The sequence below is a fragment of the Streptoalloteichus hindustanus genome (assembly GCF_900129375.1).
Lineage (GTDB): Bacteria > Actinomycetota > Actinomycetes > Mycobacteriales > Pseudonocardiaceae > Streptoalloteichus > Streptoalloteichus hindustanus.
On the sequence record NZ_FQVN01000003.1, the window covers coordinates 512,668 to 538,157 of the forward strand.

23 protein-coding genes are annotated in these 25,490 nt (G+C 72.0%); 9 read left to right on the forward strand and 14 right to left on the reverse strand.

What is annotated here, in order from left to right; translation table 11 throughout:
• Positions 1-81: 81 nt before the first annotated feature.
• Positions 82-276, reverse strand: coding sequence for a DUF3046 domain-containing protein (locus tag BUE43_RS11530; RefSeq protein WP_073481965.1), 195 nt, complete (start codon positions 274-276; stop codon positions 82-84).
• Between the two features lie 58 nt (positions 277-334).
• Here BUE43_RS11530 and BUE43_RS34150 point away from each other — a divergent pair, with 58 nt between their 5' ends.
• Positions 335-484, forward strand: a complete 150-nt coding sequence (locus BUE43_RS34150) for a hypothetical protein (protein ID WP_159447724.1) — start codon at positions 335-337, stop codon at positions 482-484.
• Positions 485-490: 6 nt separating this feature from the next.
• Here the strand turns inward: BUE43_RS34150 and BUE43_RS11535 are convergent, their stop codons facing one another.
• From BUE43_RS11535 to BUE43_RS11545, 3 genes are all read right to left on the reverse strand, one after another.
• The gene (locus BUE43_RS11535; protein ID WP_456114868.1) at positions 491-1,690 is read right to left on the reverse strand and encodes an IS701 family transposase; all 1,200 of its coding nucleotides are present in this window, start codon (positions 1,688-1,690) and stop codon (positions 491-493) included.
• A 278-nt stretch (positions 1,691-1,968) separates the two neighbouring features.
• Positions 1,969-3,150, reverse strand: a complete 1,182-nt coding sequence (locus BUE43_RS11540) for an MFS transporter (RefSeq protein WP_234995662.1) — start codon at positions 3,148-3,150, stop codon at positions 1,969-1,971.
• 166 nt (positions 3,151-3,316) lie between these two features.
• A complete protein-coding gene (locus BUE43_RS11545) occupies positions 3,317-3,916 on the reverse strand; it encodes a Uma2 family endonuclease (protein WP_073481971.1) in 600 nt (199 codons plus the stop codon).
• A gap of 395 nt (positions 3,917-4,311) precedes the next feature.
• On the opposite strand from BUE43_RS11545, the gene BUE43_RS35585 reads away from it, so the two are divergent.
• A complete protein-coding gene (locus BUE43_RS35585) occupies positions 4,312-4,698 on the forward strand; it encodes a DUF6247 family protein (protein WP_268844422.1) in 387 nt (128 codons plus the stop codon).
• Positions 4,699-4,871: 173 nt separating this feature from the next.
• Here BUE43_RS35585 and BUE43_RS11555 read toward each other — a convergent pair whose 3' ends face one another.
• Positions 4,872-6,767 carry an Hsp70 family protein gene (locus BUE43_RS11555; RefSeq protein ID WP_073481974.1) on the reverse strand — a complete coding sequence of 632 codons (1,896 nt, stop codon included), beginning with the start codon at positions 6,765-6,767 and terminating at the stop codon, positions 4,872-4,874.
• A gap of 168 nt (positions 6,768-6,935) precedes the next feature.
• On the opposite strand from BUE43_RS11555, the gene BUE43_RS11560 reads away from it, so the two are divergent.
• The 3 genes from BUE43_RS11560 (at position 6,936) to BUE43_RS11570 (ending at position 13,584) form a co-directional block, all read left to right on the forward strand.
• Positions 6,936-11,585, forward strand: a complete 4,650-nt coding sequence (locus tag BUE43_RS11560) for an ATP-dependent helicase (RefSeq protein ID WP_234995663.1) — start codon at positions 6,936-6,938, stop codon at positions 11,583-11,585.
• Positions 11,586-11,970: 385 nt separating this feature from the next.
• The gene (locus BUE43_RS35080) at positions 11,971-12,894 is read left to right on the forward strand and encodes a lytic polysaccharide monooxygenase auxiliary activity family 9 protein (RefSeq protein ID WP_073481977.1); all 924 of its coding nucleotides are present in this window, start codon (positions 11,971-11,973) and stop codon (positions 12,892-12,894) included.
• Between the two features lie 189 nt (positions 12,895-13,083).
• On the forward strand, positions 13,084-13,584 hold the full coding sequence (locus tag BUE43_RS11570) for a pyridoxamine 5'-phosphate oxidase family protein (protein WP_073481980.1): 501 nt from the start codon (positions 13,084-13,086) through the stop codon (positions 13,582-13,584).
• Between the two features lie 19 nt (positions 13,585-13,603).
• Here the strand turns inward: BUE43_RS11570 and BUE43_RS11575 are convergent, their stop codons facing one another.
• From BUE43_RS11575 to BUE43_RS11585, 3 genes are all read right to left on the reverse strand, one after another.
• Entirely contained in the window at positions 13,604-14,272 is a 669-nt protein-coding gene (locus BUE43_RS11575; RefSeq protein ID WP_073481982.1) for a GntR family transcriptional regulator, read from the reverse strand.
• Between the two features lie 41 nt (positions 14,273-14,313).
• The gene (locus BUE43_RS11580) at positions 14,314-15,105 is read right to left on the reverse strand and encodes a maleylpyruvate isomerase N-terminal domain-containing protein (RefSeq protein WP_073481984.1); all 792 of its coding nucleotides are present in this window, start codon (positions 15,103-15,105) and stop codon (positions 14,314-14,316) included.
• 232 nt (positions 15,106-15,337) lie between these two features.
• Positions 15,338-15,817, reverse strand: a complete 480-nt coding sequence (locus tag BUE43_RS11585; RefSeq protein WP_159447726.1) for an SAV_6107 family HEPN domain-containing protein — start codon at positions 15,815-15,817, stop codon at positions 15,338-15,340.
• A 251-nt stretch (positions 15,818-16,068) separates the two neighbouring features.
• Here BUE43_RS11585 and BUE43_RS11590 point away from each other — a divergent pair, with 251 nt between their 5' ends.
• The 3 genes from BUE43_RS11590 to BUE43_RS11600 all read left to right on the forward strand — a co-directional run bounded on the left by BUE43_RS11590 (position 16,069) and on the right by BUE43_RS11600 (position 18,531).
• Positions 16,069-16,578, forward strand: a complete 510-nt coding sequence (locus tag BUE43_RS11590; protein WP_073481986.1) for a YbaK/EbsC family protein — start codon at positions 16,069-16,071, stop codon at positions 16,576-16,578.
• The gene (locus BUE43_RS11595; RefSeq protein ID WP_073481989.1) at positions 16,575-17,162 is read left to right on the forward strand and encodes a GNAT family N-acetyltransferase; all 588 of its coding nucleotides are present in this window, start codon (positions 16,575-16,577) and stop codon (positions 17,160-17,162) included. Before BUE43_RS11590 ends, BUE43_RS11595 begins: the two co-directional genes overlap by 4 nt.
• A gap of 208 nt (positions 17,163-17,370) precedes the next feature.
• Positions 17,371-18,531: a methyltransferase domain-containing protein gene (locus tag BUE43_RS11600; protein ID WP_083959574.1), complete on the forward strand. Its 1,161-nt coding sequence runs from the start codon at positions 17,371-17,373 to the stop codon at positions 18,529-18,531.
• Positions 18,532-18,563: 32 nt separating this feature from the next.
• Here the strand turns inward: BUE43_RS11600 and BUE43_RS11605 are convergent, their stop codons facing one another.
• Positions 18,564-20,255 carry a DUF885 domain-containing protein gene (locus tag BUE43_RS11605; protein ID WP_073481992.1) on the reverse strand — a complete coding sequence of 564 codons (1,692 nt, stop codon included), beginning with the start codon at positions 20,253-20,255 and terminating at the stop codon, positions 18,564-18,566.
• 180 nt (positions 20,256-20,435) lie between these two features.
• Between BUE43_RS11605 and BUE43_RS11610 the strand changes: the two genes are divergently transcribed.
• Entirely contained in the window at positions 20,436-21,131 is a 696-nt protein-coding gene (locus tag BUE43_RS11610) for a DUF3153 domain-containing protein (RefSeq protein ID WP_234995664.1), read from the forward strand.
• Between the two features lie 10 nt (positions 21,132-21,141).
• Here the strand turns inward: BUE43_RS11610 and BUE43_RS11615 are convergent, their stop codons facing one another.
• The 5 genes from BUE43_RS11615 to BUE43_RS35085 all read right to left on the reverse strand — a co-directional run bounded on the left by BUE43_RS11615 (position 21,142) and on the right by BUE43_RS35085 (position 25,472).
• Positions 21,142-21,567: a hypothetical protein gene (locus BUE43_RS11615; protein ID WP_143174090.1), complete on the reverse strand. Its 426-nt coding sequence runs from the start codon at positions 21,565-21,567 to the stop codon at positions 21,142-21,144.
• 26 nt (positions 21,568-21,593) lie between these two features.
• Complete coding sequence (locus tag BUE43_RS11620; protein WP_143174091.1) at positions 21,594-22,199, reverse strand: hypothetical protein; 606 nt, start codon at positions 22,197-22,199, stop codon at positions 21,594-21,596.
• 62 nt (positions 22,200-22,261) lie between these two features.
• Positions 22,262-22,636, reverse strand: a complete 375-nt coding sequence (locus tag BUE43_RS11625; RefSeq protein WP_073482004.1) for a hypothetical protein — start codon at positions 22,634-22,636, stop codon at positions 22,262-22,264.
• A gap of 538 nt (positions 22,637-23,174) precedes the next feature.
• A complete protein-coding gene (locus BUE43_RS33400; RefSeq protein WP_143174092.1) occupies positions 23,175-23,723 on the reverse strand; it encodes a hypothetical protein in 549 nt (182 codons plus the stop codon).
• A gap of 72 nt (positions 23,724-23,795) precedes the next feature.
• Positions 23,796-25,472, reverse strand: coding sequence for an RHS repeat-associated core domain-containing protein (locus tag BUE43_RS35085; protein WP_143174093.1), 1,677 nt, complete (start codon positions 25,470-25,472; stop codon positions 23,796-23,798).
• Positions 25,473-25,490: the final 18 nt, after the last annotated feature.

Here is a 25,490-nt window from a genome sequence, read left to right on the forward strand (position 1 = left end):
GCACGGGGACGGGTGCGCGACCGACGGGTGTCGGTCGCGCACCCGTGTCCGGTCAGGGACGGAGCAGGGTCACGGGCGGCCCTACCGGCGTTCGAACGGGACCTCGAAGGCGTCGCAGATGGCCAGCCAGACCTGCTTGGGCTCCTGCCCGGCCTCCAGCGCCTCCTCCACCGTGCGCCCGCCGAGGGAGGACAACACGTGGTCGCGGGCGATCGTCTCGGCCCGGATCTCGCCGAACTCGTCGGCCATCAGCCTGCGGAAAACGGTGTTGCGCATCGGGGACCAGGCTACGCGGCGCGTCCTGCTCCCCCGCGCGCCCCAGTAACCTCGGGGTGTGATCGGTGTGACATCGCTGTTCGACATGACGGACTCGGCCGACCCGACCGGTCTGTCCTCCCCGTTGGGGCAGATCGTCATCGTCGCGGGGTTGGTGGCCTCGGTCGTGGTCGGGCTGCGCTGGTGGTGGCAGCAGCGCAGGAAGTGAGGGCGCTCAGCCCGACTCCTCGACGGCCGGCACGGCGGTCAGCTCGGGGATCAGCGCGGTGGCGAGTTCCCCCCGCCACGCGGTGACGGCGAAGGCGTGGGCGGCGGACACCAGCGTGGCGTGGTGGTGCCAGCCCCGGAACGACCGGCCCTCGAAGTCGCACAGCCCGAAGTCGTCGCGCACCGCGGCGACGTCGACCAGCGCCCGGTCGCGGAGCCGGACCAGCGCGGGCGCGTCGGCGGCCGGCAACGCGGGGGTGGCGATCCAGCGCCGCCCGCCGTCCTCACCCGGCTCGACGACCACGTGGAAGGGGTGCGCGCCCGCCGCGGGGCGACGGCAGGCCCCGACGAGCTGGACGGGCACCACGCCGAGCCGGGTGCGCCGGGCCAGCGGCGCCCGCGCCCGCCCGAGCTGGCCCACGGCGACTGGCCGCGCACCCTCGGGACCCGCCTGACCGGGCCGGACCGGCTCGACCGCCGCGAGGTGCCTGGCGTCGACCACCGCCACCCTGTCGTCCACCTCCACCAGCGCGGGCAGTCCGCGCGCGGCGAGGCCGAGGAGCAGCGGGGCCGGGTCGCGCACGCCGGTGGCGTCCGCCAGCACCGGGACGGGCTCGCCCAGGCGTCGGGCGCGCAGCTCGTCGACGAGGTCGAGCGCGACCTCCCAGTCCTCGCGCACGCGCTCGTCCTCCGGTAACCCCACCCTGCGCCGCAGCGTGGCGTCGCTGCCCCAGGGCTCGGCGAGCAGCAGGCGCCAGTCCACCGGGATCGCCGCCCGGGGAGAGGCGAGGAACACCCCCATGCCGAGCTGGCAGTTCACCGTCCGGCCCAGGGCCGGGACGAACCGCCGGGCCACGCCCACCGAGTGGCGACCGCTCTTCGGGATCACCGTCTCCGCCAACAGCCACGCGGCGGGCCGGAGCGCCTCGGCCACGTGCTCGGCCAGCCGGCGCCGGACCGGCCGCCAGTCCCACGGGCTCTGGTTGACGAACTGCTGCAACGACTGGAGGACCGGCTCGGTCAGGTCCGCCCCGGCGATCCGCCGCAGCGACTTGCGGCCGGGAACCGTGAGCAGACCCCGCACATAGCGTTCCGCGCGCCGGCGTTGGTCGGACCGGGACAGCGAAGCGAACACCCGGGCCACGAAAGGGCCCAGTTCCTCCTCGGCCGCGCCGGGGCACGGGCTCCACGAAGAACCTGCTCGCACGAGACCCCCAATGCGCCGGCACCGTTCGTGACCATGATCGTGCCGACGTCGCCGCTGGTCCGGCAAGCGCGCGCCGCGCGGGACCGGCGTGCGGGAGGAAATACAACGGAAAGACGTCCGGGGCCGGGAACCGGCATCAGTCATCCGAACAGCCGCGCTGGTGCGCCCGTTCCACCCCTTGACATCTATTTCTCAACGAAACACTGTCCACCGAGGGCCGTGGCGATTCACACAGAAATTCTTCTGACATTTTTTGCCGCTCCCGCAACCCGCGGGACTCACTCCGCGCGGCGCGCCGCGTGGGCCACGCACACCACGAGCAGGGGCAGCGCCACGAACCCGACGACGAGCCCCAGCACCGCGTAGGACGCGGCGGTCACCAGCACGCCGGCGGCCAGCCCGCCGACCGCCCCACCCACGTTCATCACGAGGTCGCTCAACCCCTGCACGGCGGGGCGCCGGGCCAGCGGCACCGACTCGGTCAGCAGGGCCGACCCGGCCACCAGCCCGGCGGACCAGCCCAGCCCGAGCAGCACCAGGCCCACGGCCAGCTGCGGCGCGTCGTGCGCGGGGGCCATGCCGGCGATCCCGGCCGACGCCACGGTCAGGGCCGCGCCGAGGGCGAGCACCCACACCCGGCCCAGCCGGTCGGCGAGCCAGCCGAACAGCGGGCTCGCCGCGTACATGCCCGCGATGTGCAGGCTGATGACGACGCCGACGATCCGCAGCGAGGCCCCGCCGTGACCCATGTGCACCGGGGTCATCGACATCAGACCCACCATCGTGGTGTGGCAGACCATGATGCCGACCATCCCGAGCCGCGCCGACCCGCTCAGCATCCGCCACACGCCGCCCCGCTCGACCTGCCCTCCGGAGCCCGACGTGCTCGCCGCCGGTTCCGCCTCCATCGTGCGGGCGAGCACCAGCGGGTCCGGGCGCAGGCCGACCGCGATCCCCAGCGCGGCGAGCCCGAAGGCCACCACGCCGAGCAGGAACGGGCCTACGCCGGCGGGCACGCCCAACGCCGTGGCGAGCTGGCTCGCCGGGTCCGCGAGGTTCGGCCCGGCCACCGCGCCGATCGTCGTGCACCACACCACCGCGGACAACGCGCGGGCGCGACGCGTCGGCTCGGCGAGGTCGGTGGCCGCGTACCTGGCGGCCAGGTTGGCGGTGGACCCGCCGCCGAACAACACCAGCGCCGCCAACAACAGGGGCCACGACCCGAGCGCCACCGCGACCGCCGCCAACGCCGCGCCCACCATGCCGGTGCCGTAACCGAGCAGCAGGGCGGGCCGGCGACCTCTGCGGGCGGCCAGCCGGGCCATCGGCACCGCGAGCACCCCCGCGCCGAGCACGGCGCACGTCTGCGCGATCCCGCCCACGGCCTCGGACCCGGACAGCGACGCGGCGATCAGCGTGCTGATCGCGACGCCGGTCGCCATGCCGGCCCCGCCAAGCACCTGCGTGACCGTCAACGCTCCGAGAACGCGTCGCTGGACCTGGCGGACGTCATTTGCGGTGGCTGTCTCGGGGGGTGGCGTCGCGATCACCGCCCGATCGTCGCACGCCCCACTCGTCCGGGTCGCCTACCAATGCGTTCCGTAGCTGGCCTTATGAAACGCCGTCTCAACGCTCCGGATCGAGATCGGCACAGACCAGCGTGAGCGCCACGGGACCAGGCACATCGACCAGGACGTCATCCCCGGCCCCGCACACCCGCTCCTTGTGGACCCCGCCCACCAGCTCGTACGCCCGGTACTCCATCCGACCCCGCACGCGCTGCTCCACGGTCCACAGGTACGGCACCCCAGCCGCCGCATAGGCAGCCACCTTGGTCTCCCGCTCCCTGGACGTGTTGCCGGGACTCCAGACCTCCACGACCAGTTCGAGGGCCTCAGCCGGATAGCTGACCTCGGTCGGCGGACGATTGAGCACGGCCACGTCCGGAATCAGCGCGGTGCGGAGCGCCGTCGTGATCTCCACGCCAACCGCGAGGACCGGGTGCAGATCCTTCCGCCCAGCGGCACGCACCGCGTCCCACAAAGCCCGGTAAAGAGCGCCGGTGGCGTACTGGTGAGGACCGCCTGGTGGTGGAGACACGTGGAAATAGCCCCAGATCAACTCAAGGCGACCGCCGTCGCTCGGATGCTCGGCGTTGCGCCACTCCTCGACCGTATGCGGGCCGATGGGGTGCTGGAGTTCGGTAGCAGCGGACACCAGCGTCACCTCCCTGGCTCGCGTGCGGGCCAGTGTCCCACGGTCGATCCCTCTCGATCGCGGTCCTCGCCGGCCCCGACGGGCCGGCGCTTCCACCGCAAAGCTAACGCAAAGTACCGCGAAGTTGATGACGAAACCCCCCGACCACGGGCTCCAGCACGACGTGTCCGTCCCACAGGAGCAGCCTCAGGGCGTGACTCGCGGTCCTCGACCGGCGTGAGGCATACAGTTTCGCGTTACGCGAAAGTCAAAACATTTCGTTTTTCGCGTAACTCGTTACCGGCACACGCAAGCCAGTACTGCGACCACCCTCAGGTGCTCAGGCTTCTCACCCGGAACCACATCACCTCGTGGGCACCTTCCAGGGCCGGCTCCTGTCGGAGATTGGCCCTACCGTGTTCGGCGTGGCGGCCCCGCACCCCGAGCCGGAACACCCTGTCCCCGCAGCCGGGGACCCGGAGGGACTCGAACCAGCGGTCCAATGGGCAGGTGACGCCACGGCCGCGGCGAGGTACAGCTCACCGGCGGCCATCCGCGCCGCGCTCGTACCCGAGCAAGTGGCGGACTTCGACTCGGCCTGTGAGGCCGCCCTCGCCGACGCGCGTCGGTCTCTGCGCCTGGACCAGCTGCGCCACGTGCTGCGGACGTGGCGACGCATGGCGCTGCTGGCCAACCAGGACCCCGGCGCAGTCCGGAGGATGCTGGCCACCACCGACGAGGTCCAACGCGCCGGACGCCCTCGACAGGGCAGCGTGCCGTGGGAGCGACTGCGCGCCGACCTCGGCCCCTGACCCGTCACGACAAGGGCCATGAGCAGGAGGCAGGATCGGAACCTCCCGGCGTTTCGCGCCGCACTTGGGGTTCCGAACCGCTAACGACTGCTCGGGCTGTGTGACCGGAGGGCGACAGCCGTAGGCAGGTGCGGAATCTGCGCACGGCTGTCGTCGGCGTCGGGGTTCTGGGGTCAGGTGCCGGGTTGGACGTTCTTCTCGAAGAAGTCGGACATGGAGTCGGCGTTCAGGGTGCCCTGGCCCGCCTTCACGCCGATGAGGTAGCCGACGAGCGGGCGGTCCTTCACGGTGAAGACCGTCACGCCGACGGTGCCCATGGCGGAGCGGTAGTGGCCGCGCAGGCCGTTGCCGGCCCAGTCGGCCTCGACGCGGTTGCCCTTGGTCATGCCCAGGACCGTGTCCGCCGTCTGCTCGGCGAGTTCCATCGACTCGAAGTGGGAGTAGACGACGGTGTAGCCGACGCCGTCGGCGCCCTTGACCTGGCAGGTGACGGCGACGCCGGTGAACTTGACCAGGTCGCCGTACTCCAGGCCGGACGAGCAGTTGCCGTCCGCGACCTTGCCGGCGAGCTGGCGCAGGCAGGGGGTGAAGCCCTTCTCGTCCTTGTCGCCCGGCTTCTGGCACTCCTGGGCCGTGGGGAGGCTCGACCCGTTGGCGACGTAGACGCCGGTGATCGTGGCGATCGCCGCCACCAGCAGTCCGGCCAGGCCGATCAGGATCGGCTTGCGCCGCGACTTCCTGGCGGGCGTCGGGCTCATCGGCGGCGTGCCGTAGGAACCCTGGTAGGGCTGGTTCGCGCCGGGGATGCCGTGGGCCGGGGTGGCGGCGGCGATCGCGGCGGCCGACACCTGCTGGGAGGTGCCGGCCGGGTAGCCGGCGGCGGGGAAGCCGCCGCTGGCGGGGCCGGGAGCGGTCGGGGTCGCCGCCTGGGCCGGGAAACCGCCGGTGGGCGGGCCGGTGCGGGTCATCTGCGACAGGTCCTGGGTGCGCATGCTGGTGCCGTCCTGCGGCACGTGGTGCGCGCCCAGCGCGACGCCGGTCTCCGGCTGGTCCAGGCTGCTCGGCACGACGCGGAGCTGTTCGGCGATCAGGGTGGCGATCAGCGGGATGCGGCTGGAGCCGCCGACCAGGTAGATGCCGGCCAGGGACTGCGGGGTCATGCCGGTGGAGCGGATGGTGGCGGCCAGCAGCTCGACGCTGCGCAGCAGGCTGGGCCGGATCAGCCCCTCCAGCTCGGGCCTGGTCACCAGCACGTCGTCGAACGGCTCCGGCAGCGGGACCTCGGTCTGCGGGTGCCGGGACAGCGCCTCCTTGCCGGCCTTGACGTCCTCCCGCAACGCGCGCTGGGCGCGGCGGTCGCCGGTGGAGACCGGGCGCAGCAGCCGCTGCCAGCCAGCCGGGTCGCGCTGGGACACCTGCCGGCCGACGTGCTCCAGCAGCGCCTGGTCGACGTCGAGGCCGCCGAGGTCGGGCAGGCCGTCCTCGGCGAGCACGACGAAGCCGTTCTGCGTCGCGCCGACGACCGCGCAGTCGAACGTGCCCGCGCCCAGGTCGTAGACGGCCAGGGCCTGGCCGGGCGCCAGCGAGCGGTCGGGGAAGGAGGCGAAGTGCGCCGCCGCCGCGACCGGCTCCGGCACGAGCACGAGGTTGGGGCCGAGGCCGGCCAGCCGCGCCGCGCCCAGCAGGACGTTGCGGCGCACCGGCCCCCACTGCGCCGGGTGGGTCAGCCGCACCTCGTCGGGGGCCGCGCCGCCGAGCTGGCGCGCGGTCTCCTCGGCCACCCTGGCCAGCACGGCGGCCAGCGCCTCGTTGACCGGCACGATCGTGTCGCCGAGCAGGAGGCTGCCCTCGTCGACCCGGCGCTTGGGGTTGGGCTCGAAGCGCGCCGGGTCGAGCCGGGCGCGTCTCTCGGCGTCCCTGCCGACCACCAGCGTGCCGTCCTCGGCGGCGAACACCGCCGACGGCATGGTCGCCGCGCCGTCCACCTCGATCACCCGGGGTGGAAGGCCGTGGGCGGACAACACCGCCACGGTGTTGGACGTGCCCAGATCCACCGAAAGGACGCGCACCGCTCTCCCCTCGTCGCCGTCGCCACGCCGGTCCCGGTGTCCCCGCGTCGCGCAGTGCTGCTGGGCAGTGATGCTGCCACGTCACGCCCGGTCAGCGGGGCGGGACGGAGGAGATCGCCGCGACGGCGGGGGCGGGTGGTTGTCGGTGCCCTGGGTGAGGATGGGGACGTGACCAGCAGGGACGAGGTGTTGGCCGCGTTCTCGCCGGCGACCCGGGCGTGGTTCGCCGGGGCGTTCGCGGCGCCGACCGACGCGCAGGTCGGGGCGTGGGCGGCCGTCGCGGCGGGTGAGCACGCCCTGGTCGTCGCCCCGACCGGCTCGGGCAAGACCCTCGCGGCGTTCCTGTGGGCGCTGGACCGGCTGGCGCACGAGGGGCCGCCGGCGGAGCCGAAGCGGCGGTGCCGGGTGCTCTACGTGTCCCCGTTGAAGGCGCTCGCGGTGGACGTGGAGCGGAACCTGCGCGCTCCGCTGGCCGGCATCCGGCAGGCCGCGCACCGGCTCGGGCTGCCGGAGCCCCAGGTCAGGGTCGGGATGCGCACCGGCGACACCCCGGCCGAGGACCGGAGGGCGTTCGCCCGCACCCCGCCGGACGTGCTGGTCACGACGCCGGAGTCGCTGTTCCTGATCCTGACCTCGGCGGCGCGCGAGTCGCTGCGCGGGGTGGAGACGGTCATCGTCGACGAGGTGCACGCGGTCGCCGGGAGCAAGCGGGGCGCGCATCTCGCGCTCTCGCTGGAGCGGCTGGACGCGCTGCTCTCCCGGCCCGCGCAGCGCATCGGCCTGTCGGCCACGGTGCGCCCGGTGGAGGAGGTCAGCGCGTTCCTGGCCGGCGGCCGGCCGGTGCGCGTGGTGCAGCCCGCGCCGCACAAGACGGTGGAGGTCCGGGTCGAGGTCCCGGTCGAGGACATGGCGAGCCTCGGCGAGCCGACCGGGGAGGTCACCGGCTCGGCCGCCGGCGGCGAGCGGCGCACCTCGATCTGGCCGGCCGTGGAGCAGCGGGTGCTGGCGCTGGTGCGCGAGCACCGGTCGACGATCGTCTTCGCCAACTCGCGGCGGCTGGCGGAGCGGATGACCTCCCGGCTCAACGAGCTGGCGCTGGAGGAGGCCGAGCTCGCCGGGGACCTGGACGGCGCCGTGGACAACGCCGTCGCCGGGGGCGACCGGGCGCGGGAGCGGTTCCCCGCCGAGGCGGTCGGGCAGTCGGGCACGACGACGGGCACCACCCCGGTGATCGCCAAGGCGCACCACGGCTCGATGTCCCGGGAGCAGCGCAGCGCGGTGGAGGAGGAGCTGAAGTCCGGGCGGCTGCCGTGCGTCGTGGCGACCTCGTCACTGGAGCTGGGCATCGACATGGGCGCGGTGGACCTGGTGGTGCAGGTGGAGGCGCCGCCGAGCGTGGCGTCGGGGCTGCAACGGGTCGGCCGGGCCGGGCACCAGGTGGGCGCGGTGTCCCGGGGCGTGGTGTTCCCGAAGTTCCGGGGCGACCTGGTGGCGTGCGCGGTGGTGGCCGAGCGGATGACCGGCGGCGCCATCGAGGCGGTGCGGTACCCGCGCAACCCGTTGGACGTGCTGGCGCAGCAGATCGTCGCGATGGTGGCGTTGGAGCCGTGGGCGGTCGACGAGCTGGCGGGGGTGGTCCGCCGCGCCGCGCCGTTCGCGTCCCTGCCGGACTCGGCGCTGCACGCGGTGCTGGACATGCTCGCCGGGCGGTATCCGAGCGAGGAGTTCGGGGAGCTGCGCGCGCGGATCACGTGGGACCGGGTGACGCAGGAGCTGCGGGGCCGGTCCGGCGCGCAGCGGTTGGCGGTGACCTCCGGCGGCACGATCCCGGACCGCGGCCTGTTCACGGTGGTCACGCCGGGCGGGGAGGACGGCTCGTCGGGGTCCCGGGTCGGCGAGCTGGACGAGGAGATGGTCTACGAGTCGCGGGTCGGCGACACGTTCCTGCTGGGCACCTCGGCGTGGCGGGTGGAGGACATCACGCACGACCGGGTCGTGGTGACGCCGGCGCCGGGCCAGCCGGCGCGGATGCCGTTCTGGCGCGGCGACTCCCCCGGCCGTCCGCTGGAGCTCGGCAGGGCGCTGGGCCGGTTCGTCCGCGAGATGTCCACAATGGACGATCGGGCCGCGCGCGAGCGGGCCGGGCTGGCCGGGCTGGACGAGTGGGCGTGCGACAACCTGCTCGGCTACCTGGCGGAGCAGCGCGCGGCGACGCGGCACGTGCCCGACGACCGCACGGTGGTCGTGGAGCGGTTCCGGGACGAGCTGGGCGACTGGCGGCTGGTCGTGCACTCCCCGTTCGGCGCGCCGGTGAACGCGCCGTGGGCGTTGGCGATCGGCGCGCGGCTGCGCGAGCGGCGCGGCGTGGACGCGCACGTGGCGCACTCGGACGACGGCATCGTGGTGCGGCTGCCGGACGCCCTGGACGAGCTGGGCGCGGACGTGCTCCCGACGGCGGAGGACGTGCTGCTGGAGCCGGACGAGGTCGAGCAGGTCGTGGTCGCGGAGGTCGGCGGCTCGGCGTTGTTCGCGGCGCGGTTCCGGGAGTGCGCGGCGCGGTCGCTGTTGCTGCCCCGGCGCGACCCGAAGCGGCGCACGCCGCTGTGGCAGCAACGGCAGCGCGCGGCGCAGTTGTTGTCGGTGGCCGCCCAGTACGAGCAGTTCCCGGTGGTGCTGGAGGCGATGCGCGAGTGCCTCCAGGACGTCTACGACCTGCCGGGGCTGCGCGAGCTGATGTCGGACGTGCGGGCGCGGCGGGTGCGGGTGGTCGAGGTGGAGACGCCCGCGCCGTCGCCGTTCGCGCGCAGTCTGCTGTTCGGCTACGTGGGCATGTTCCTGTACGAGACGGACGCGCCGCTGGCGGAGCGGAGGGCGGCGGCGCTGTCGCTGGACTCGGCGTTGTTGGCCGAGTTGCTGGGCGCGGAGGCCATCCGGGAGCTGCTCGACCCCGAGGTGCTGGCCGAGGTCGAGGCCGGGTTGCTGCGGCTGACCCCGGACCGGCGGGCGCGCGACGTCGAGGACGCGGCGGACCTGCTGCGCTTCCTCGGCGATCTGTCCACTGTGGAGGCTGAGGCCCGGGGCGTGTCGGCGGAGTGGTTGGCCGAGCTGGAGGCGACGCGGCGGGCGATCCGGGTGCGGATCGCCGGTGAGCAGCGGTGGATCGCGATCGAGGACGCCGGCCGGGTGCGGGACGCGCTCGGCGTGGCGTTGCCGGTGGGGGTGCCCGAGGCGTTCACCGAGCCGGTCCCCGACCCGCTGGCCGACCTGTTGGTCCGCTACGCCCGGACGCACGGCCCGTTCGCCCCGGCCGACCCCGCCGCGCGGTTCGGGCTCGGGATCGCCGTGGTGACCTCGGTGCTGGAGCGGCTGACCGGCGTCGGCCGGCTGGTGCGGGGCGAGTTGCGGCCCGGCGGCACGCACACCGAGTACTGCGACGCGGAGGTGCTGCGCCGGCTGCGGCGGGCGTCGCTGGCGCGGCTGCGGGCCGAGGTGGAGCCGGTGGAGCCGGCCGCGCTGGGCCGGTTCCTGCCCTCCTGGCACGGCATGGCCCGCGGTCGCGGCGGGCCGCGCTCGACGGCCACGGTCGACGACGTGCTCGCCGTGGTCGAGCAGCTCGCCGGAGCGCCGCTGCCGGCGAGCGCGGTGGAGTCGCTGGTCCTGCCGTCCCGGCTGCCCGGTTACTCCCCCGCGATGCTGGACGAGCTGACCGCCGCCGGCGAGGTGACGTGGACCGGGTGCGGGGCGCTGGCCGGCGGGGACGGCTGGGTCGCGCTCGCCCCGACCGACCTGGCCGACCTGCTGCTGCCCGATCCCGAGGAGTCCGCGGCGGCGACGCCGGACACGCCGCTCCACCGCGCCGTTCTGTCCACTTTGGAGGGTGGCGCGCTGTTCTTCCGCGAGCTGGCCGACCGGGCGGGCGCGGCGCTGCTCGCGGCGGGCGAGCCGTCGCCGGACGACGAGGGGCTGATCACCGCGATCTGGGACCTGGTCTGGGGCGGTCTGGTCACCAACGACACGTTGGCCCCGGTGCGGGCGCTGGTGTCCGGGCGCGGCGCGGCGCACAAGCCGCGCCGGGCCGCTCCGCGCGGTCGGTACGCCCGTCTGCGGGCGCCCCGTCCGTCGATGCCCAGTCGCACCGGCCCACCGACCGTCGCCGGGCGCTGGTCGCTGGTTCCCGCCAGGGAGACCGATCCGACCCGACGCGCCCACGCCCGCGCCGAGGCTTTCCTGGAGCGGCACGGGGTGTTGACGCGCGGGGCGCTGGACACCGAGCGGGTCAGCGGCGGTTTCAGCGGGATCTACCGCGTGCTCCGGGCGATGGAGGAGTCCGGGCAGATCGTGCGCGGGTACGTGGTGGAGGGGCTGGGCGCGGCGCAGTTCGCGGTGCGCGGCGCGGTGGACCGACTGCGGGCGGTGTCGCGCGCCCAGGGGGACGGCCCGCGCGAGGGCGCGGAGACCGTGTTGCTGGCGGCGGCCGATCCGGCGCAGCCGTACGGCGCGGCGCTGTCGTGGCCGGAGCCCGTGGGGGCGACGAAACACCGGCCGGGCCGCAAGGCCGGCGCGTTGGTCGCGCTCGTCGACGGGGTGCCGGCGTTGTACGTGGAACGCGGCGGCCGGTCGCTGCTGTCGTTCACCGAGGACGGGGACGCGCTGCGGGCCGGCGCGGAGGCGTTGGCCCGCGCGGTGCGGTCGGGCTGGCTGGACCAGCTCGCCGTGGAGCGCGCCGACGGGGAGGGCGCCCTCGCCTCGCACCTGGCCGACGTGTTGCGGGACGTCGGATTCCGGGCCACCCCCAAAGGCCTTCGCCTACGAGCCTGAGTCCGATGTCCCGCGCACGACTTCCCGCGGCGCGTCGAGGTTGTCACGAAGCCGTCGGCACGGCCGGTGGGAGTGGACAGATTTCCGTCGTGTCAGCCCACCTCCAGGGAATAACGGGGCGGTAACCCTACGTTCTCCACCCCTCCCTGACAACCCCCGTGAGCAGGGAAGTACGCGCCCGTTTTCTCAATAACGGTCGAATAACCCGACCATGGCCGCAACCCCCGCCGACACCGCCATCCCAAACTGGTCTAGACCAGATGGCGGAACAGCTGTGCTCCCGCCAGCGGAATTCCCGGGTCAGCGGGTCGCCATCCTTGCTCCGGCACGCATAATGGAACATGATCCGCCGCCGTCCCCTGCAATCGCACACTGGGAGTTTCCCGTGACGAAGCGACGCACGACGGCGACCCTTGCCGTCCTCGCCAGCGTTCCGGTCCTGCTGTCGTTCCTGTCGGCCGGGACCGCCGCCGCGCACGGCTCGATGGAGAACCCGATCAGCCGCTCGTTCCTCTGCCGCAACGAGGGCCCCGAGGAGCCGAAGTCCGAGGCCTGCAAGGAGGCCATCCGGATGGGCGGCACCCAGCCGTTCTACGACTGGCACGAGGTCAACATCGGCAACGCGGGCGGCCGCCACCGCCAGATCATCCCGGACGGCCAGCTGTGCAGCGCCGGACGGGCGAAGTACCGCGGGATCGACCAGGCCCGCGCCGACTGGCCGGCGACCACCCTGCCGCAGTCCGGGCCGTTCACCTACAACTACCGGGCCACCGCGCCCCACCCCGGCACCTTCGAGCTGTACGTGACGCGGGACGGCTACGACCCCACCCAGCCGCTGAAGTGGTCGGACCTGGAGGCCAAGCCGTTCCTCACCGTCCGCAACCCTCGGGTGCAGAACGGCATGTACCGACTGAAGGGCCAGATCCCCGAGGGCAAGTCCGGCCGGCACCTGATCTACGCGGTCTGGCAGCGCTCGGACAGCGCGGAGGCGTTCTACTCCTGCTCCGACGTGGAGTTCGGCGGGGACGGGGCCGTGGTCCCGGCGCCGGCCGAGGTGAACCCCGCGTTCGCCAGGGAGATCGAGGAGCAGACGAAGAGCGGCGTCCACGCCGGGCACGGCGGCGGCCACCAGGCCCACGGCGTCGACCAGGCCGCCGTGGCGGCGGCGCTCGCGGACAAGGAGCAGGCCGCGGGCGGTTCGTCGTCCGACGTGTTCCCGCTGACCGTCGGCGGGGCGGCTGTGCTGACCCTGGGCGCCGGTGCCCTGATCCTGTTCCGCCGCCGGCGGGCCGCGCGGGGACAGGACTGACCGAAGGGCGCGTCCCTCCACTGTGGAGGGTTGAGGGACGCGCCCGCCTCTCCTGGCGAAGGAACCAGACTGTCCACAGTGGACCGTGAATGACGGGACCCGCCTTCGGCGCGCGACGCCGGGCGCGCCGCCGAGGGCGGGTCCCAGTTCGGTGCCCGTGATCATTTGTCGTTCTGCCACGCTGACCGGGTGCACGAAACCCCCGAGGACCTGGAGTGGTTGCAGCGCCTGCTCGACGACTCGTACGCCGCGGCGGGCTCCCCTCTCCGCTCGGTCATCACTCCGGAACGTCGTCTCGACGCCGCGGGCGCGGTCAGCGAGATGGGGGCGATGCGCGTGATGGCGCTCGCCACCACCACGGCCACGGGCGAGCCCCGGGTCGGCCCGGTCGACGGCCTGTTCTACCGGGGGCGCCTCCACTTCGGCTCGGGAGCCAACTCCCTGCGGTTCCGCCACGTCCGGGCCCGCCCCGCCGTCTCCGCCTCGGTCATCGACGGGGAGCGGTTGCAGATCACGGTCCACGGCAGGGCCCGCGAGGTGTTCCCGGCGCAGGACGACGGCCTGGAATCGTTCCTGGTCGGGGTGTACGGCCGCGCGGCGTGGGACAGCTGGATGAGCGCCCTGCCCTGGGCCCGGATCGAACCCGACCGGATGATCACCTTTCGGAACCAGGCCGCGCGGGAGCGCTGAGGCGCGCGGCGGGCCGCCGTCAGCACTCCCAGGCGTGGACGGCGCTGTCGGCCAGCAACGCCCCGAGCGTGGCCCAGTTCCGCTCCACCAGACGGCCGGCGCGCTCGGCGTCCCGTTCCTGGCACGCGGACACGATGTCGTCGTGCGCCCGCACCGACTCCCCGCCCAGCACGGAGGAGAAGCGCAGCAGGACGAGCCGGCGCAACGACGGCGTGTACCGGTCGATGGTGGCCGCCACCGCCGCGTTGCCGCAGACGGTGACGGCCACCCCGTGGAAGGTCTCGTCCGCCCGTTGCGCCGCGAGGACGTCGCCGGCCTCCAGCGCCGCCGCGAACTCCGCGTTCGCCTCCCGCATCGCCACGAGATCACCCGCGGTCAGCCGGGGCACGGCCGCCCGCACGGCGAGCCCGTGCATGGCCTGGACGACGACCTGCGCGTCCCGCGCGGCGCCGCCCGCCAGCGGGGTCACCCGCGTGTAGCTGTGCGGTTTGCTCTCGACCAACCCCTCGTCGGCCAGCCGCGCGAGGGCCTCCCGCACCGGGGTCCTGGACAGCCCGAGGTGTTCGGCCAGGTCGACGTCCCTGATCAGCTCGCCCGGCGGCAGGGTCCCGTCGACGATCGCGTCGCGGATCGCGGTCAGCGCCCGGTCGCGGAGCAGGACCCGGTCGTCCCCGCCGATGTGAGACATGCCCGCACACGCTCCCAGTGCTGTTCGTGGGGGTCAAGGAATCACCGCATGGCCAGTCGCAGCAACGCCCACAACTGCGCCACCGCGTCCTGGTCCCCGCGCATCGCCACCGCCCGGTCCGGCAGCCGACCCCACAGCCACAGGTAGACGGCGGCGGGGTCGCCGGTGACGAGCGCGTCCGCCGTCCGCGCCTCCTCCGGCGTCACCCGACGGGCCTGGGCGCCCGACGCGCTGGCCCGGGCCAACCACGCCCGTTCGCCCAGCACGACGCCGACCCGGGCGTCCCGGGTGCCCGCGACGCCGAGCGCGCCCAGGCGGTGGCCGAACCACAACAGCAGCGCCTCGTCCACCCCGTCGACGGCGATGTCGTCCGGGATCTCGGCCACCTCCGTCCCCCTGGCGCCCTGGACGTCCACGCGGTGCACCACGGTCTCGTGCGCGAGCCGCCGCCACCAGAAGCCGCAGGTCGGGTCGGCCGGCCACCAGGTGCGGCAGGGATCGGTCGGCCGGTGCCGCCGCAGCTCGGCCAGCAGGTCGACCAACGCCGCGAGCAGCGCGTCCTCCGGAGCCGCGCCCGGCCCGGCCTGCCCGACCGGCCCGGCCGAAGCTGCCGGCGCGGAGCCGGGAGGCGGGACGCCCCCGTCGCCGCTCCGCAGCCAGGCCAGGACCGCGCGGTAGATCTCGGTCACGTGCCGCACCGTCTCCCCGAGGGTCAACCCCGGGCAGCCCGGCACCGCCAGCACGCGGTCCGCGCCGCGCGCCGCCCCGGCAAGGAGCCGCCCCTCGTCCGCCAGGACGTCGAGCAGCCGGCCGTAGTCGATCAAGGCGGTCATCGCGAACTCCGATCGGTGGGGCCACGGCGTGGGTCGTGGGCGGGGAGCGGGCCGGCGAACCCGCGCTCGCCCCGGAGCCGACCCCCGGGCGGACAGCGGTCCGGGTGAGGCATTGCCAGCACGCGAACCGAACGAACCTGCTTGTGGCGCACCGGAACCCGGTGCGTCCGTAACCCTCAACCCTTTTCCTCCACCCGCGACGAGGTCCTTCCGGCATTCGGCCGAGCGGACGTCAAGGACGCACCCCGTGCACCGCGCGCTCGGCCAGGTCCACGAACTGGCCGACCTGGCGCACCATGTCGTCGGCGTCCCTCGGGGACACCAGCCGGGTGACCCCGGCCTGCACCAGGGAGCGCGTGCGCGCCCCGGCCGCGAAGAACGCGGCCCACTCCCGCAGCTCCGGCGCCACCGACGTGAGCAGCTTCCACACGCTGGTGGGCTTGCGCCCCTCGGCCAACGGCCTGGCCCTGGTGGCGAGCACCGCGGCGGCGGCGCGCAGCGCCGCGAGGTGCGCGGTGGTGTAGCGGTCGGCGTCCCGGGCGGCGCTCCCGGCCTCGGCCAGGCCGCGGCGGGCCTGCGCCAGCAGGGCCAACGCGGCCGGCGGGGGCAGCGGGCGCACGGCCAGCTCGTCCCTGGTCAGGGGGCGGGGACGCACGTCGGCCCGGTCGCCTCGGCGCGGGGCGGGAATCGAAAAGTCCAGCGGAACAGCCATCACGGCCTCCTCACGACGTCGCCTGCGCGGACGTGTTCCGCCGTGGGGAAGCCGGCGGCGCACCCGGCGGCGGGGTGCTTCCCCCACCCCGCCGACCGGGCGGCTTGTCGGGTCCGTCCTGGCGGACCCGGTTCGACCGTTCGATTCGAACGAACGTTCGAACAGGCTCAGGTTAACCCCGGGCACCGACAACCTCAAGCACCCGCGGGGTGGGGCGACGCGAGCCCGCCCCGGCGTGGTGTCATGGGTGGGTGAGTTCACTGGCGCACCCGGCGATCCGGAAGGTCACGACGGCGCTGAGCGAGGCGGGCCTGCTGGCGGCCGCCCGCGGCGTCCGGGTTCTCGACCAGGAGGTGCGCACCGCGGCACAGGCCGCGGCGGTCGTGGGCGTCCCGGTCGGCGCGATCGCGAACTCGCTGGTGTTCGACGCCGACGGCGAACCCTTGCTCGTGCTGACCTCCGGCGCCCACCGCGCCGACCCGGTGCTGCTCGCCGAGCTCGCGAACGTGGCCAGAGTGCGCCGCGCCGACCCCGACTTCGTCCGCACGGCGACCGGTCAGGCCATCGGCGGCGTCGCCCCGGTCGGCCACCCCGCGCCGCTGCGCACCCTCGTCGACCGCGCGTTGGCCGACCACCCGGTGGTCTGGGCGGCCGCCGGCCACCCCAAAGCGGTCTTCCCGACCACCTGCGCGGAGCTCGCCGCCCTGACCGGCGGCGCGGTGGTCCCGGTCGCGGTCGCGGACGGGAGCGCGGTCCGGTGACAGCGGCACGGTCCCCGGTCTCGGCCCAGCTCGTCGAGTGGACATCCGACCAGCTCCGGGCGCGGCTCGGCGAGGCGCTGACGGTCTACGTCACGGCCATGCGCTACCCGATGAGCACGGTGCAGCAGCGGGCGCCGATGTGGCTCTCGCACATGTTGCGGCCGGGCTGGCGGTGCACGGCCGCGGTCGGCGCGGACGGCTCGTTGCTGGGAATCGGCTACGGCTACCTCGGCGCGCCCGGCCAGTGGTGGCACGAGCAGGTGCGCCGGGGCCTGGTCTCGGTGCGCGGCACGGGCGCCGCCAGGGAGTGGATGTCCGACTACTTCGAGCTGACCGAGCTGCACGTGCGGCCGGACGCCCAGGGGAACCGGATCGGGGAGAACGTGTTGCGCCGACTCCTCGACGGCGTGCCCGCCGGACGGGTGCTGCTCTCCACCCCCGAGGGACCGACCAAGGCGTGGCGGCTGTACCGCCGCGTCGGGTTCGAGGACCTGCTGCGCGACTACCTCTTCGCGGGCGACCCCCGGCCGTTCGCGGTGCTGGGACGCACTCTTCCGCTGCCGTCGGACGAGTCCGGCCACTGATCGCAGGAGACCGCCGGAGCCGCACGGTGGTCGGTCGGAACCCACACCTTCGGGGTGGACCAGCGCCGCGCCTCAGCCGCACATGTTGTTGAACGAGGCAAACTCACCCTCGCTCCTGTGTCGGTCACGTCCGAGAGGCTTGCGGTGGGCACGCAGACGAACGGCGAGCGGTTCCCCTTCCCGACCTCGACGCGCGCGCTGACCCGCGATGGTGCCGGCGAGTGACGGCCTGCCGGCCGGGCTGGCGGGCGCGGTCGCGCTCACCGGCCCCGGCGGCGCCGCGTGGCGGGAGGCGTTCCGGCACGTCGACCGGGCCGGGTTCGTGCCGGCCCACGTCTGGGTCGGCGAGGGCCAGGGACCGCCCAAACCGGTGTCCAGGGACACCGATCCCGACCGGTGGGCCGAGGTGGTCGCCTCGGACGTGCCCGTCCTGACCCAGTTCGACGACGGCGCGACCCGCTGGCCCGACACCAACGGCCGGCACTGCACGGGCTCGGTCTCCCCGCCCAGCCTGGTGCTGACCCTGTTGGCGGCGCTGGCGGTCGAGGACGGCAACCGCGTGCTGGAGGTCGGCACCGGCACCGGGTACACCACGGCGCTGCTGGCCCACCGGCTCGGGCCGTCCCGGGTGACCAGCGTCGAGATCGACACCTACCTCGCGGCCACGGCGCGCGCCGCGCTGGCCGCGCACGGGTACCTCGTGACCGTGGCCTGCGCCGACGGGGCGTTCGGCCACCCGACCCGGGCGCCCTACGACCGGGTCCTGTCCACGGCGGCGGTCACCGTGGGCCGGCTCCCCTACGCCTGGGTCGCGCAGACCCGGCCGGGCGGCCGCATCGTCGCTCCACTGAGGACGGACTACTCCGGCGGCTCCGTCCTGACCGCCTTCACCGTGCACGAGGACGGCACCGCCACCGGACGCCCTCTGGGCCGCGTGCCGGCGATGCCGCTGCGACAACACCGGACGCGGCGGGTCGACACCGGCTCACTGCCGCACAGCGATCCCGGCGCGCAGCTCACCCAGACGACGCTCAGCCTGTGGCGCGTGGCCAGGAGGTTCGACGCGCGGTGGGCGATCGGGACCCAGGTGCCCGACTGCCACTGGCGGCACGAACCCCCGAGGGACGGCGCCCGGGAGCACGGGTTGTGGTTGCTGGACCCGGTGACCTCGTCCTGGGCTCACGTCCGGTACGGGGCCGCGCCCGGTCCCCAGTCGGTGTGGCAGGGCGGGCCGCGCCGGCTGTGGAACGAGGTCGAGATGGCCTACCTGCGGTGGAAGGACGACGGCAAGCCCGGCGTGGACCGGTGGGCGTTCACCGTGGCGCCGGACCGGCAGACGGCGGGCCTCGTGGCCCCGGGCGAGCGATGAGCGCCCGGGACCACGAGGTCGGCACGAGCCGGTCAGAGCTTGACGAGCTGCTCCCGCAGCGTGTCCAGCCCCATGGCACCCATCTCCAGCGCCTGCATGTGGAACCGCTTGAGGTCGAAGGCGTCGCCATGCCGCTGGCGCGCCTCCTCCCGCGCGGCGAGCCACAGCCGCTCGCCGAGCTTGTAGGACGGGGCCTGCCCCGGCCAGCCCAGGTAGCGGTCGATCTCGTCGCGCACGTGGCCCGGGTCGGTGATGGTGCGGGTGAGCATGAACTCCAGGCCCAGCTCCGGCGTCCACCGCTCGCCCTCGTGGAACCCGGTGCCGGCCGGGATCTCCAGCTCCAGGTGCATGCCGAGGTCCACCACCACGCGGGCGGCGCGGAACAGGTGGGCGTCGAGCATGCCCAGCAGGTTGCCGTCGTCCTCGAGGTAGCCCAGCTCGCGCATGAGCCGCTCGGCGTAGAGCGCCCAGCCCTCGCCGTAGCCGGACACCCAGCACATCAGGCGCTGGAACCGGTTCAGCCGGGCCTGCTGGTAGACGGCGGTCGCGATCTGGAGGTGGTGGCCGGGCACGCCCTCGTGGTAGACCGTCGAGACCTCGCGCCAGGTGCTGAACTCCTCCTTGTCCGCCGGCACCGACCACCACATGCGGCCGGGGCGGGAGAAGTCGTCGGTCGGGCCCGTGTAGTAGGCGCCGACGCCGCCACCGGGGGGCGCGATCTTGCACTCGAGCTTCATGAGCGCGTCGGGGATCGCGAAGTGCACGTCACGCAGGTCGACCAGCGCCTTGTCCGACAGCTGCTGCATCCACGCGGCGAAGGCGTCCTGGCCGTGCACCTGGTAGCGCGGGTTGGCGTCGAGCGCGGCGGCGGCCTCGGCCAGGGTCGCACCCGGCTTGATCCGCTCGGCGACCCGCTTCATCTCGGCCTCGATGCGGGAGAACTCGGCCCAGCCCCACTCGTAGGCCTCGGCCAGGTCCAGCTTCGCGCCGGTGAAGTACCGCGACCAGAGCCGGTAGACGTCCTCGCCGACCGCGTCCTTGGCCGGAGCCTTCGGCGCGAGGTCCTCGCGCAGGAAGCGGGCCAGGTCGGCGTAGGCCTCGGCGGCGGCCTTCGCGCCGGTCTCCAGGTCGGTGCGCAGGGCGGGGCCGACCCCGTCCGCGCCCTCGGCGGAGGCGATCAGGTTGGCGAAGAACGACCTGCCACCCCGCAGGCCGGCCCAGGTCTCGCACTGCTCGGCGACCCTGGTGACCTGGCGGATCGCCGCGACGTTGCCCCGGTCGGCGGCGCGCGCGAGCGAGGCGCGCAGCTGGGCGACCGCCTCGGGCATCGCGGTCAGCCGGCGGGCGACCACCGTCCAGTTCTCGGCGCTGTCGGTCGGCATCAGGTCGAACACCTGACGCAGGTCCTGCACCGGGCTGGCGATGACGTTGAGCGCCGACTCGTCCAGCCCGGCGTCGTGGATCTCCACGTTCAGGCCGACCCGCTCCTGGAACACCGCCTTGGCGGTCTCCTCGTCGGCGTCGGCGGGCCGCGCGGCCTCGAGGTCGGCCAGGGCGCGGCGGGCCAGCTCGGCGCGGGCCTGGTGGCCCTCGGGCGAGAAGTCGGTCAGCTTCTCGTCATGACCTGGAACGCCCAGGTAGGTGGCAGTGATCGGGTCGAGGGCCGCGTAGTCCTCGACGTACCGGTCACTGATCTCGTGCACACCGGTAGGGGTGGATGCCATGTGCGGGACGCTACCTGTTCACCCCGGGTGTTCCGCACCCCGTTTGGCCCTGTGCCACCACCGACTCATCCACCCGAAACGGTGATGCCGACCCCCGGGTTCCTCCGTTCGGCGCGGCGTCCGCGTGATCGCGGCCCGCTCGGGGCGCGCCGACGGTCACCCGACTGGCACGATGACCGGGTGCGCTCTGGGGTGGAGCAGCCGACCGCCCGGCGCCGTGCTCGGCCATCCGTCACGGTGCTGCCGGTGCTCGTGCTGGTCCTGGCGGTCCTGCTCGGCGGCTGCGTCCGGGTGAAGGCCGCGATGGCCGTCAACGAGGAGGACCGGGTCTCCGGCGAACTGGTGGTCGCCGCCCTGCCGACCAGGGAGGGCGACTCCGGGCCGCAGCTCCAGGTCCCCGACACGCTCCGCAGCCGGGTGCGGGTGCAGTCCTACTCCACCGACGGCTACGCGGGCTCGCAGCTGTTCTTCAACGAGCTGGGCTTCGAGGAACTCCGCGTGCTCACGAGCCTCACCTCCGCCACCAACTCCCGGTACCAGTTCTCCCTGCGCCGCACCGGCGAGACCGTCACGCTGGCCGGATCGGTCGACCTGACCCAGGTGCCGCCGGACCGCACCGACGTGCAGGTCCGGATCAGCTTCCCCGGCCAGGTGCTGACCACCAACGGCGACGAGGCGTCCGGCACGGTGAACTGGCTGCCCAAACCCGGGCAGGTCAACGAGCTCGCCGCCACCGCCCGCTACGTCGGCGCCGCCTCCGGCTCCTGGCACGGCTGGGCCCTCCTCGTCGCCGCCACCTGCGTCGCCGTGGCCCTCTTCGTCATCGGACTGGCCTTCCTCGCCCACCGCCGCCACGTCCGCCGCGAAGCCCACTGACCCGCCTCAGCTACTCCCGCCCCCGCGCCGAGGCGACTCGCCGGCGAAGAAACCCCGGCACCTCCTCCAGCCCAACCACCACCTCGAAGTACCCGGCCTCATCCGCGAACGCGAGGTGATCGAGCCGAGGAGGCGCAATCGCCTCCCACTCAGTCGCCCCGACCCGGAACTCGATGAACCAGAGCCACGGCCCGCTCGGTGCTTCGTCCAGATCAACGTCGATCTCCAGCTCACTTCCGGCTGGCAGGACATCCACGACCGACTCGCGCCACTGATCCAGCAACGGCAATAACCGGACCCGTCCCTCAAGCCACTGTTCGTGTGCCTCTCGCACCTCCAAAGCCTCCTTCTCGACCCTGTGCCGCCGCTCCCCCTCCCGCCACGTGGACCATCTCTGTAGTCCTGCCCGGACAGCAACCTTGAGGTACCTGTGCATCTTCCCTCCGAATGGGAGGTATCCCATCACATGCCCGAGGGGAGATATATCGCGTTCAGGCGGTCGACGTCATCACATCCGACCCAGAACCCCGCTGAGCAGAAAACCCATTTCGCAACGTCACTCGACCGCCAAGGGCCTTCGTACAGAACGCCGCGCCCAACAGCCCGCACAGCGAAGAACGCTTCCTCGCCTACTGCAACGCCCGGTGCCAGGTCAGCATCAGTCAACAACATGACGTCACGCGGCTCACTCCTCTCCGGAAGAACAGCAAGCAAGGGATCAGCGTCCCAAACCCTCCCGTAGTAGCCGGACACGCCGACAACCCGAAAATCATCAAGCCGGACGTCGACGTAGACCACCCCGAACGAGAGGATCCCGCATCCAGCCTCAACGACCCCACCCTCGGTGTAGAACTCACCCCAACCCTTGTGCTGAACGACCACAGTGCGCGCCAGCACAGAACCGGGGGCCGCGGTCCCGGACACGAACCTCAGGGAGCCCGCACCGAAGCCCGAACCACCCAAGTCGCCCGCCAGCAGGTACACAATCGAGAGCGACAGATCGACGCACGCTGCCAGCGTAGCCACTCTGGGAAAGGACATGCGCGGGAAACGAGACCTCTTCCTCACCAACCCCTCCGTCAACTTCCAGGTCCGATCACGTCACCCTCACCCGGCGGCAGCGGGAGAAGTCAGACGACAAACGCCACCTCGCGCGCCGCGAAGCGCAGCTCCATCATCTCCAGGTCAACCCTGAACAGGGCGGTGTCACGCTCGATGTCATACCAGTAGTCGAGACCGTGGAACACCTGCCCATCGTCGGGGCTGGCGTCCTTCTGGGACGCCTCCATCGTGGAAACTTCCCGGAAGGCAAGGGCGAACCTCTCGCGAGCGGCGATCGTCTCGAAGTGGAGGAACAGGCTCGGCACACTCAGCCCCAAGCCGAACTCCACACGCATGATGTCACAAGAATTATGGAGGTCAACGAATCCCAGAGCGGTGCCCGCGCATCCGATGATCTCGCTATCGAAGTTCCACCGATCCAGCCCCACGAAACCGACTTCCACAGCAAACTCCCCAACTGTCCAGCCACCAGGCTTTGACTTCGCCCAACCAGGACTGCCCGCCACGGCTCATTCGAGACGTCGCCACTCTCTGCGCCCGGATCTGGATGCGAACAGCGGAACAGAGAAGAGTAACTCCTCCCCCTCCCACACGCAAGGCGTAGCACCTGCCGTTCCGAGAACCTATCTGAACCTTCAGCTCACCAAGATAATTAAGTGTTGACGATATTCAACAGGCCCCACATGTCTCGGTCGTCGCACTCGGCGAACTCCATCACCTGCCCACCGTCGACATCAAGAAGGACCAATCCCTCCATCACTCGGAGTCCGAGTTGATGGCGCCCAAGGCCGTTGAGATTGATATCCATCATGAGGTCTTGCCCAGTTCTGTACGATCGCACGTCGAGCTGCTCAGCGCTCGTCGGAAACCGCCCTGGCGATCCAGCGCTCGACTCTCGATCCAAGGTCGATTCTCATGATTTCCTCTTTCGGGCAAATACGCGTTACGTCCTCAAACTTCTCCACCCTGACTATGGCGACACTAACTAAGTGAGGTCAACAATTGGCCGAACACAGCTGCGAGCACCGCCAGCAAGTACAAGGCCGCCGGCCTGCGTGGCAGATCCACAGGCGGAGGCACCGCAGCGCCGTACAGACGCCCGTCCTCCAGTGCCTTACTCAACCGAGACCCGATCTTTCCGGCACGCGCAGCATAACGTTTCGAAAGTTTCGACCACAACCATAGGTGGTCAAACTCCCACACTTCCTCATCTTTATTATTGAGTAGGATGTGAATACGATTGGACTCCTCATAGATTCTGACGATCTCACTCCAGGGGTACGCGGAGACAGTAAACCAACGCACAATTGTAATTCCACCGACATTCCAAACGATCCTCGGCCGCAAGCCTGATCGCCACACAAGCTCCAGCGGCAGGAGGGAAGCAAAGAGGGTCAACAATCCGGGCGGCACCCAAGACGGCACGGAAACAAGTTCCGCTTTAGGGAATACTGTCGCTCCAAGCAGGAGTACAGCCAGGGCTGAATAGTTAATTACACGACTGCGCAGAATTTCATTCTTGTCTTCCAAAGAATCTCCTCTCAAGACTGGCCGGAGACCGGTGGTGTCACCGGTCTCCGGCCAGTCTATCAATAACGCAAACTAGTTCCATCGCGCCCTGTAGGCCGCCTGTTTACGCGACTTCACGTACCTCTTAGCAGCCCACAATGACGACGGAGAAAAACTTCGCCGCGCAGCGAAATATCTGCCAGCATACCGCCCCACCAAGCGATGGCTCTGCACGACCGGGTACTTCGATGCCACGTGTCGCGCAACAGCCCAGCCTTTGAATCCCTTAAACGCGCCACCTACTCCCCCCAGGATGGCATGCGCCCACGGGTTTTCACTGCGCCTATTGACGTACCAGTTTGCTGCACCCAGGCCAGCGCCAACTGCAAAGCCAACACCAACGGCACAGCCGACTCCCGCTGACCCAACACAAACTAACCCGACCGCGACGCCCGTTGCAATGCCCCGCACCCAGTGGTTGTCCAGGCCCCTTTTAATCAGGTTCTTAAGACCGCCCCAACTCCAACGTCCGTCGAGGTCCCTGTCATTGATGGGATCGGCGTTGACGTAGTCGTAGTCGTTGGCGGAGCCGCCTTCCACCGGGTCGACTGACAGGAAGCGACCGAGTGAGGGCAGGTAGGGGCGGGCGCCCATCTGCACCACGGCGAGACTGCCCAGGTGCTCGTAAGGACGTTGGTGCTGGCCGAGCCAGCCGTAGTCCATCTGCCCCGGCTGGTTGTCAGGGACGTTGTCCGAGTTGACGGAACCGGAGTTGGAGAGCGGCTCGCCGTACGGGTTGTAGGTCCGCAGCTCGCCGACCTGTTTCCCGTCCTGGCCGGTCGTCAGCGACAGGTCACCACGCACAGAGGGGTGATCCCAGGTCGGCTGAGTCGCGCCATCACCACCCTTGAGCGTGAACAGCACACCGCCAGGCAGAGAGAACGACCGCGTGATCATCCGCTTGTCACCACTGAGGGCGAAGTCGGCAGTGTCACCCGTCCCCGTGTGCCCGTAGAGGACGGTGGTGTCCTTGCCGCCCTGCACGTCACGTCGCACGATCCGGTCCGTCACGTCCCTGAGGTAGGCGACATCGGCGGCCTCTGGTCCGGTCACCCTCAGCGTCTGGTGCCGGCCGGCCGAGTCCCAGCCGAGGAAGGTCGAATGGTCGCCCTGCTTGATCTCGGTGGTGTTCCCCTCCGAGTCGTAGCTGAAGGTTGCCGCGACCGCCCCGTGCGTGGAGAGAACCCGGTCGGCGGCGTCGTAGCAGTAGCCGGTCTCGGCCCTGCCGCCTGGGCTTTCGTCAATCAGCCGCACACGGTTGGTGTTCGCGCCGGCATTCCCCTGGGTGCCGCTCGGACAGGTCGCCGACGCCTGAGAGGTGAAGTCGTAGGTGTAGTGGTGTCCTGTCACCCACGCCTCGGTCAGTCGCCCCACAGCGTCGTAGACGTAGTTCGGACCGTTCGGGCGCGCATCGACACCGTTGAGGGACTCGTCGATGATGGTGCCCGACCGCGACCGGGTCACCGCGGAAGTGATCTCCCGCCCGTCAGCCGTCTTCCAGGTCAGCGAGAGGACACGTCCCGCACCGTCCTTGCCGAGCTTGGAAAGCGACGTCCCGTTGCTGTAGTTGACCGAGCTGATCTCGCCAGCCGCGTCGTAGGAGACGGTGGCGAGCACGGTGTCACCGAGCTTGGTGCTGAGCACCCGTCCCGCGTCGTCGTAAGTCGGCGTGCTGACCTGCGGCGGGTCGGCGGGATTCGGCGGAGTCACCTTCTCCGAGACAGCCCG

What these genes read in the sequence shown, in the direction of transcription:
- BUE43_RS11530 (WP_073481965.1), bottom strand. Translation starts at nt 276, where the DNA reads ATGCGCAACACCGTTTTCCGCAGGCTGATGGCCGACGAGTTCGGCGAG.
- BUE43_RS11575 (WP_073481982.1), bottom strand. Translation starts at nt 14,272, where the DNA reads ATGTCTCACATCGGCGGGGACGACCGGGTCCTGCTCCGCGACCGGGCG.
- BUE43_RS11580 (WP_073481984.1), bottom strand. Translation starts at nt 15,105, where the DNA reads ATGACCGCCTTGATCGACTACGGCCGGCTGCTCGACGTCCTGGCGGAC.
- BUE43_RS11585 (WP_159447726.1), bottom strand. Translation starts at nt 15,817, where the DNA reads ATGGCTGTTCCGCTGGACTTTTCGATTCCCGCCCCGCGCCGAGGCGAC.
- BUE43_RS11600 (WP_083959574.1), top strand. Translation starts at nt 17,371, where the DNA reads ATGGTGCCGGCGAGTGACGGCCTGCCGGCCGGGCTGGCGGGCGCGGTC.
- BUE43_RS11605 (WP_073481992.1), bottom strand. Translation starts at nt 20,255, where the DNA reads ATGGCATCCACCCCTACCGGTGTGCACGAGATCAGTGACCGGTACGTC.
- BUE43_RS11615 (WP_143174090.1), bottom strand. Translation starts at nt 21,567, where the DNA reads ATGCACAGGTACCTCAAGGTTGCTGTCCGGGCAGGACTACAGAGATGG.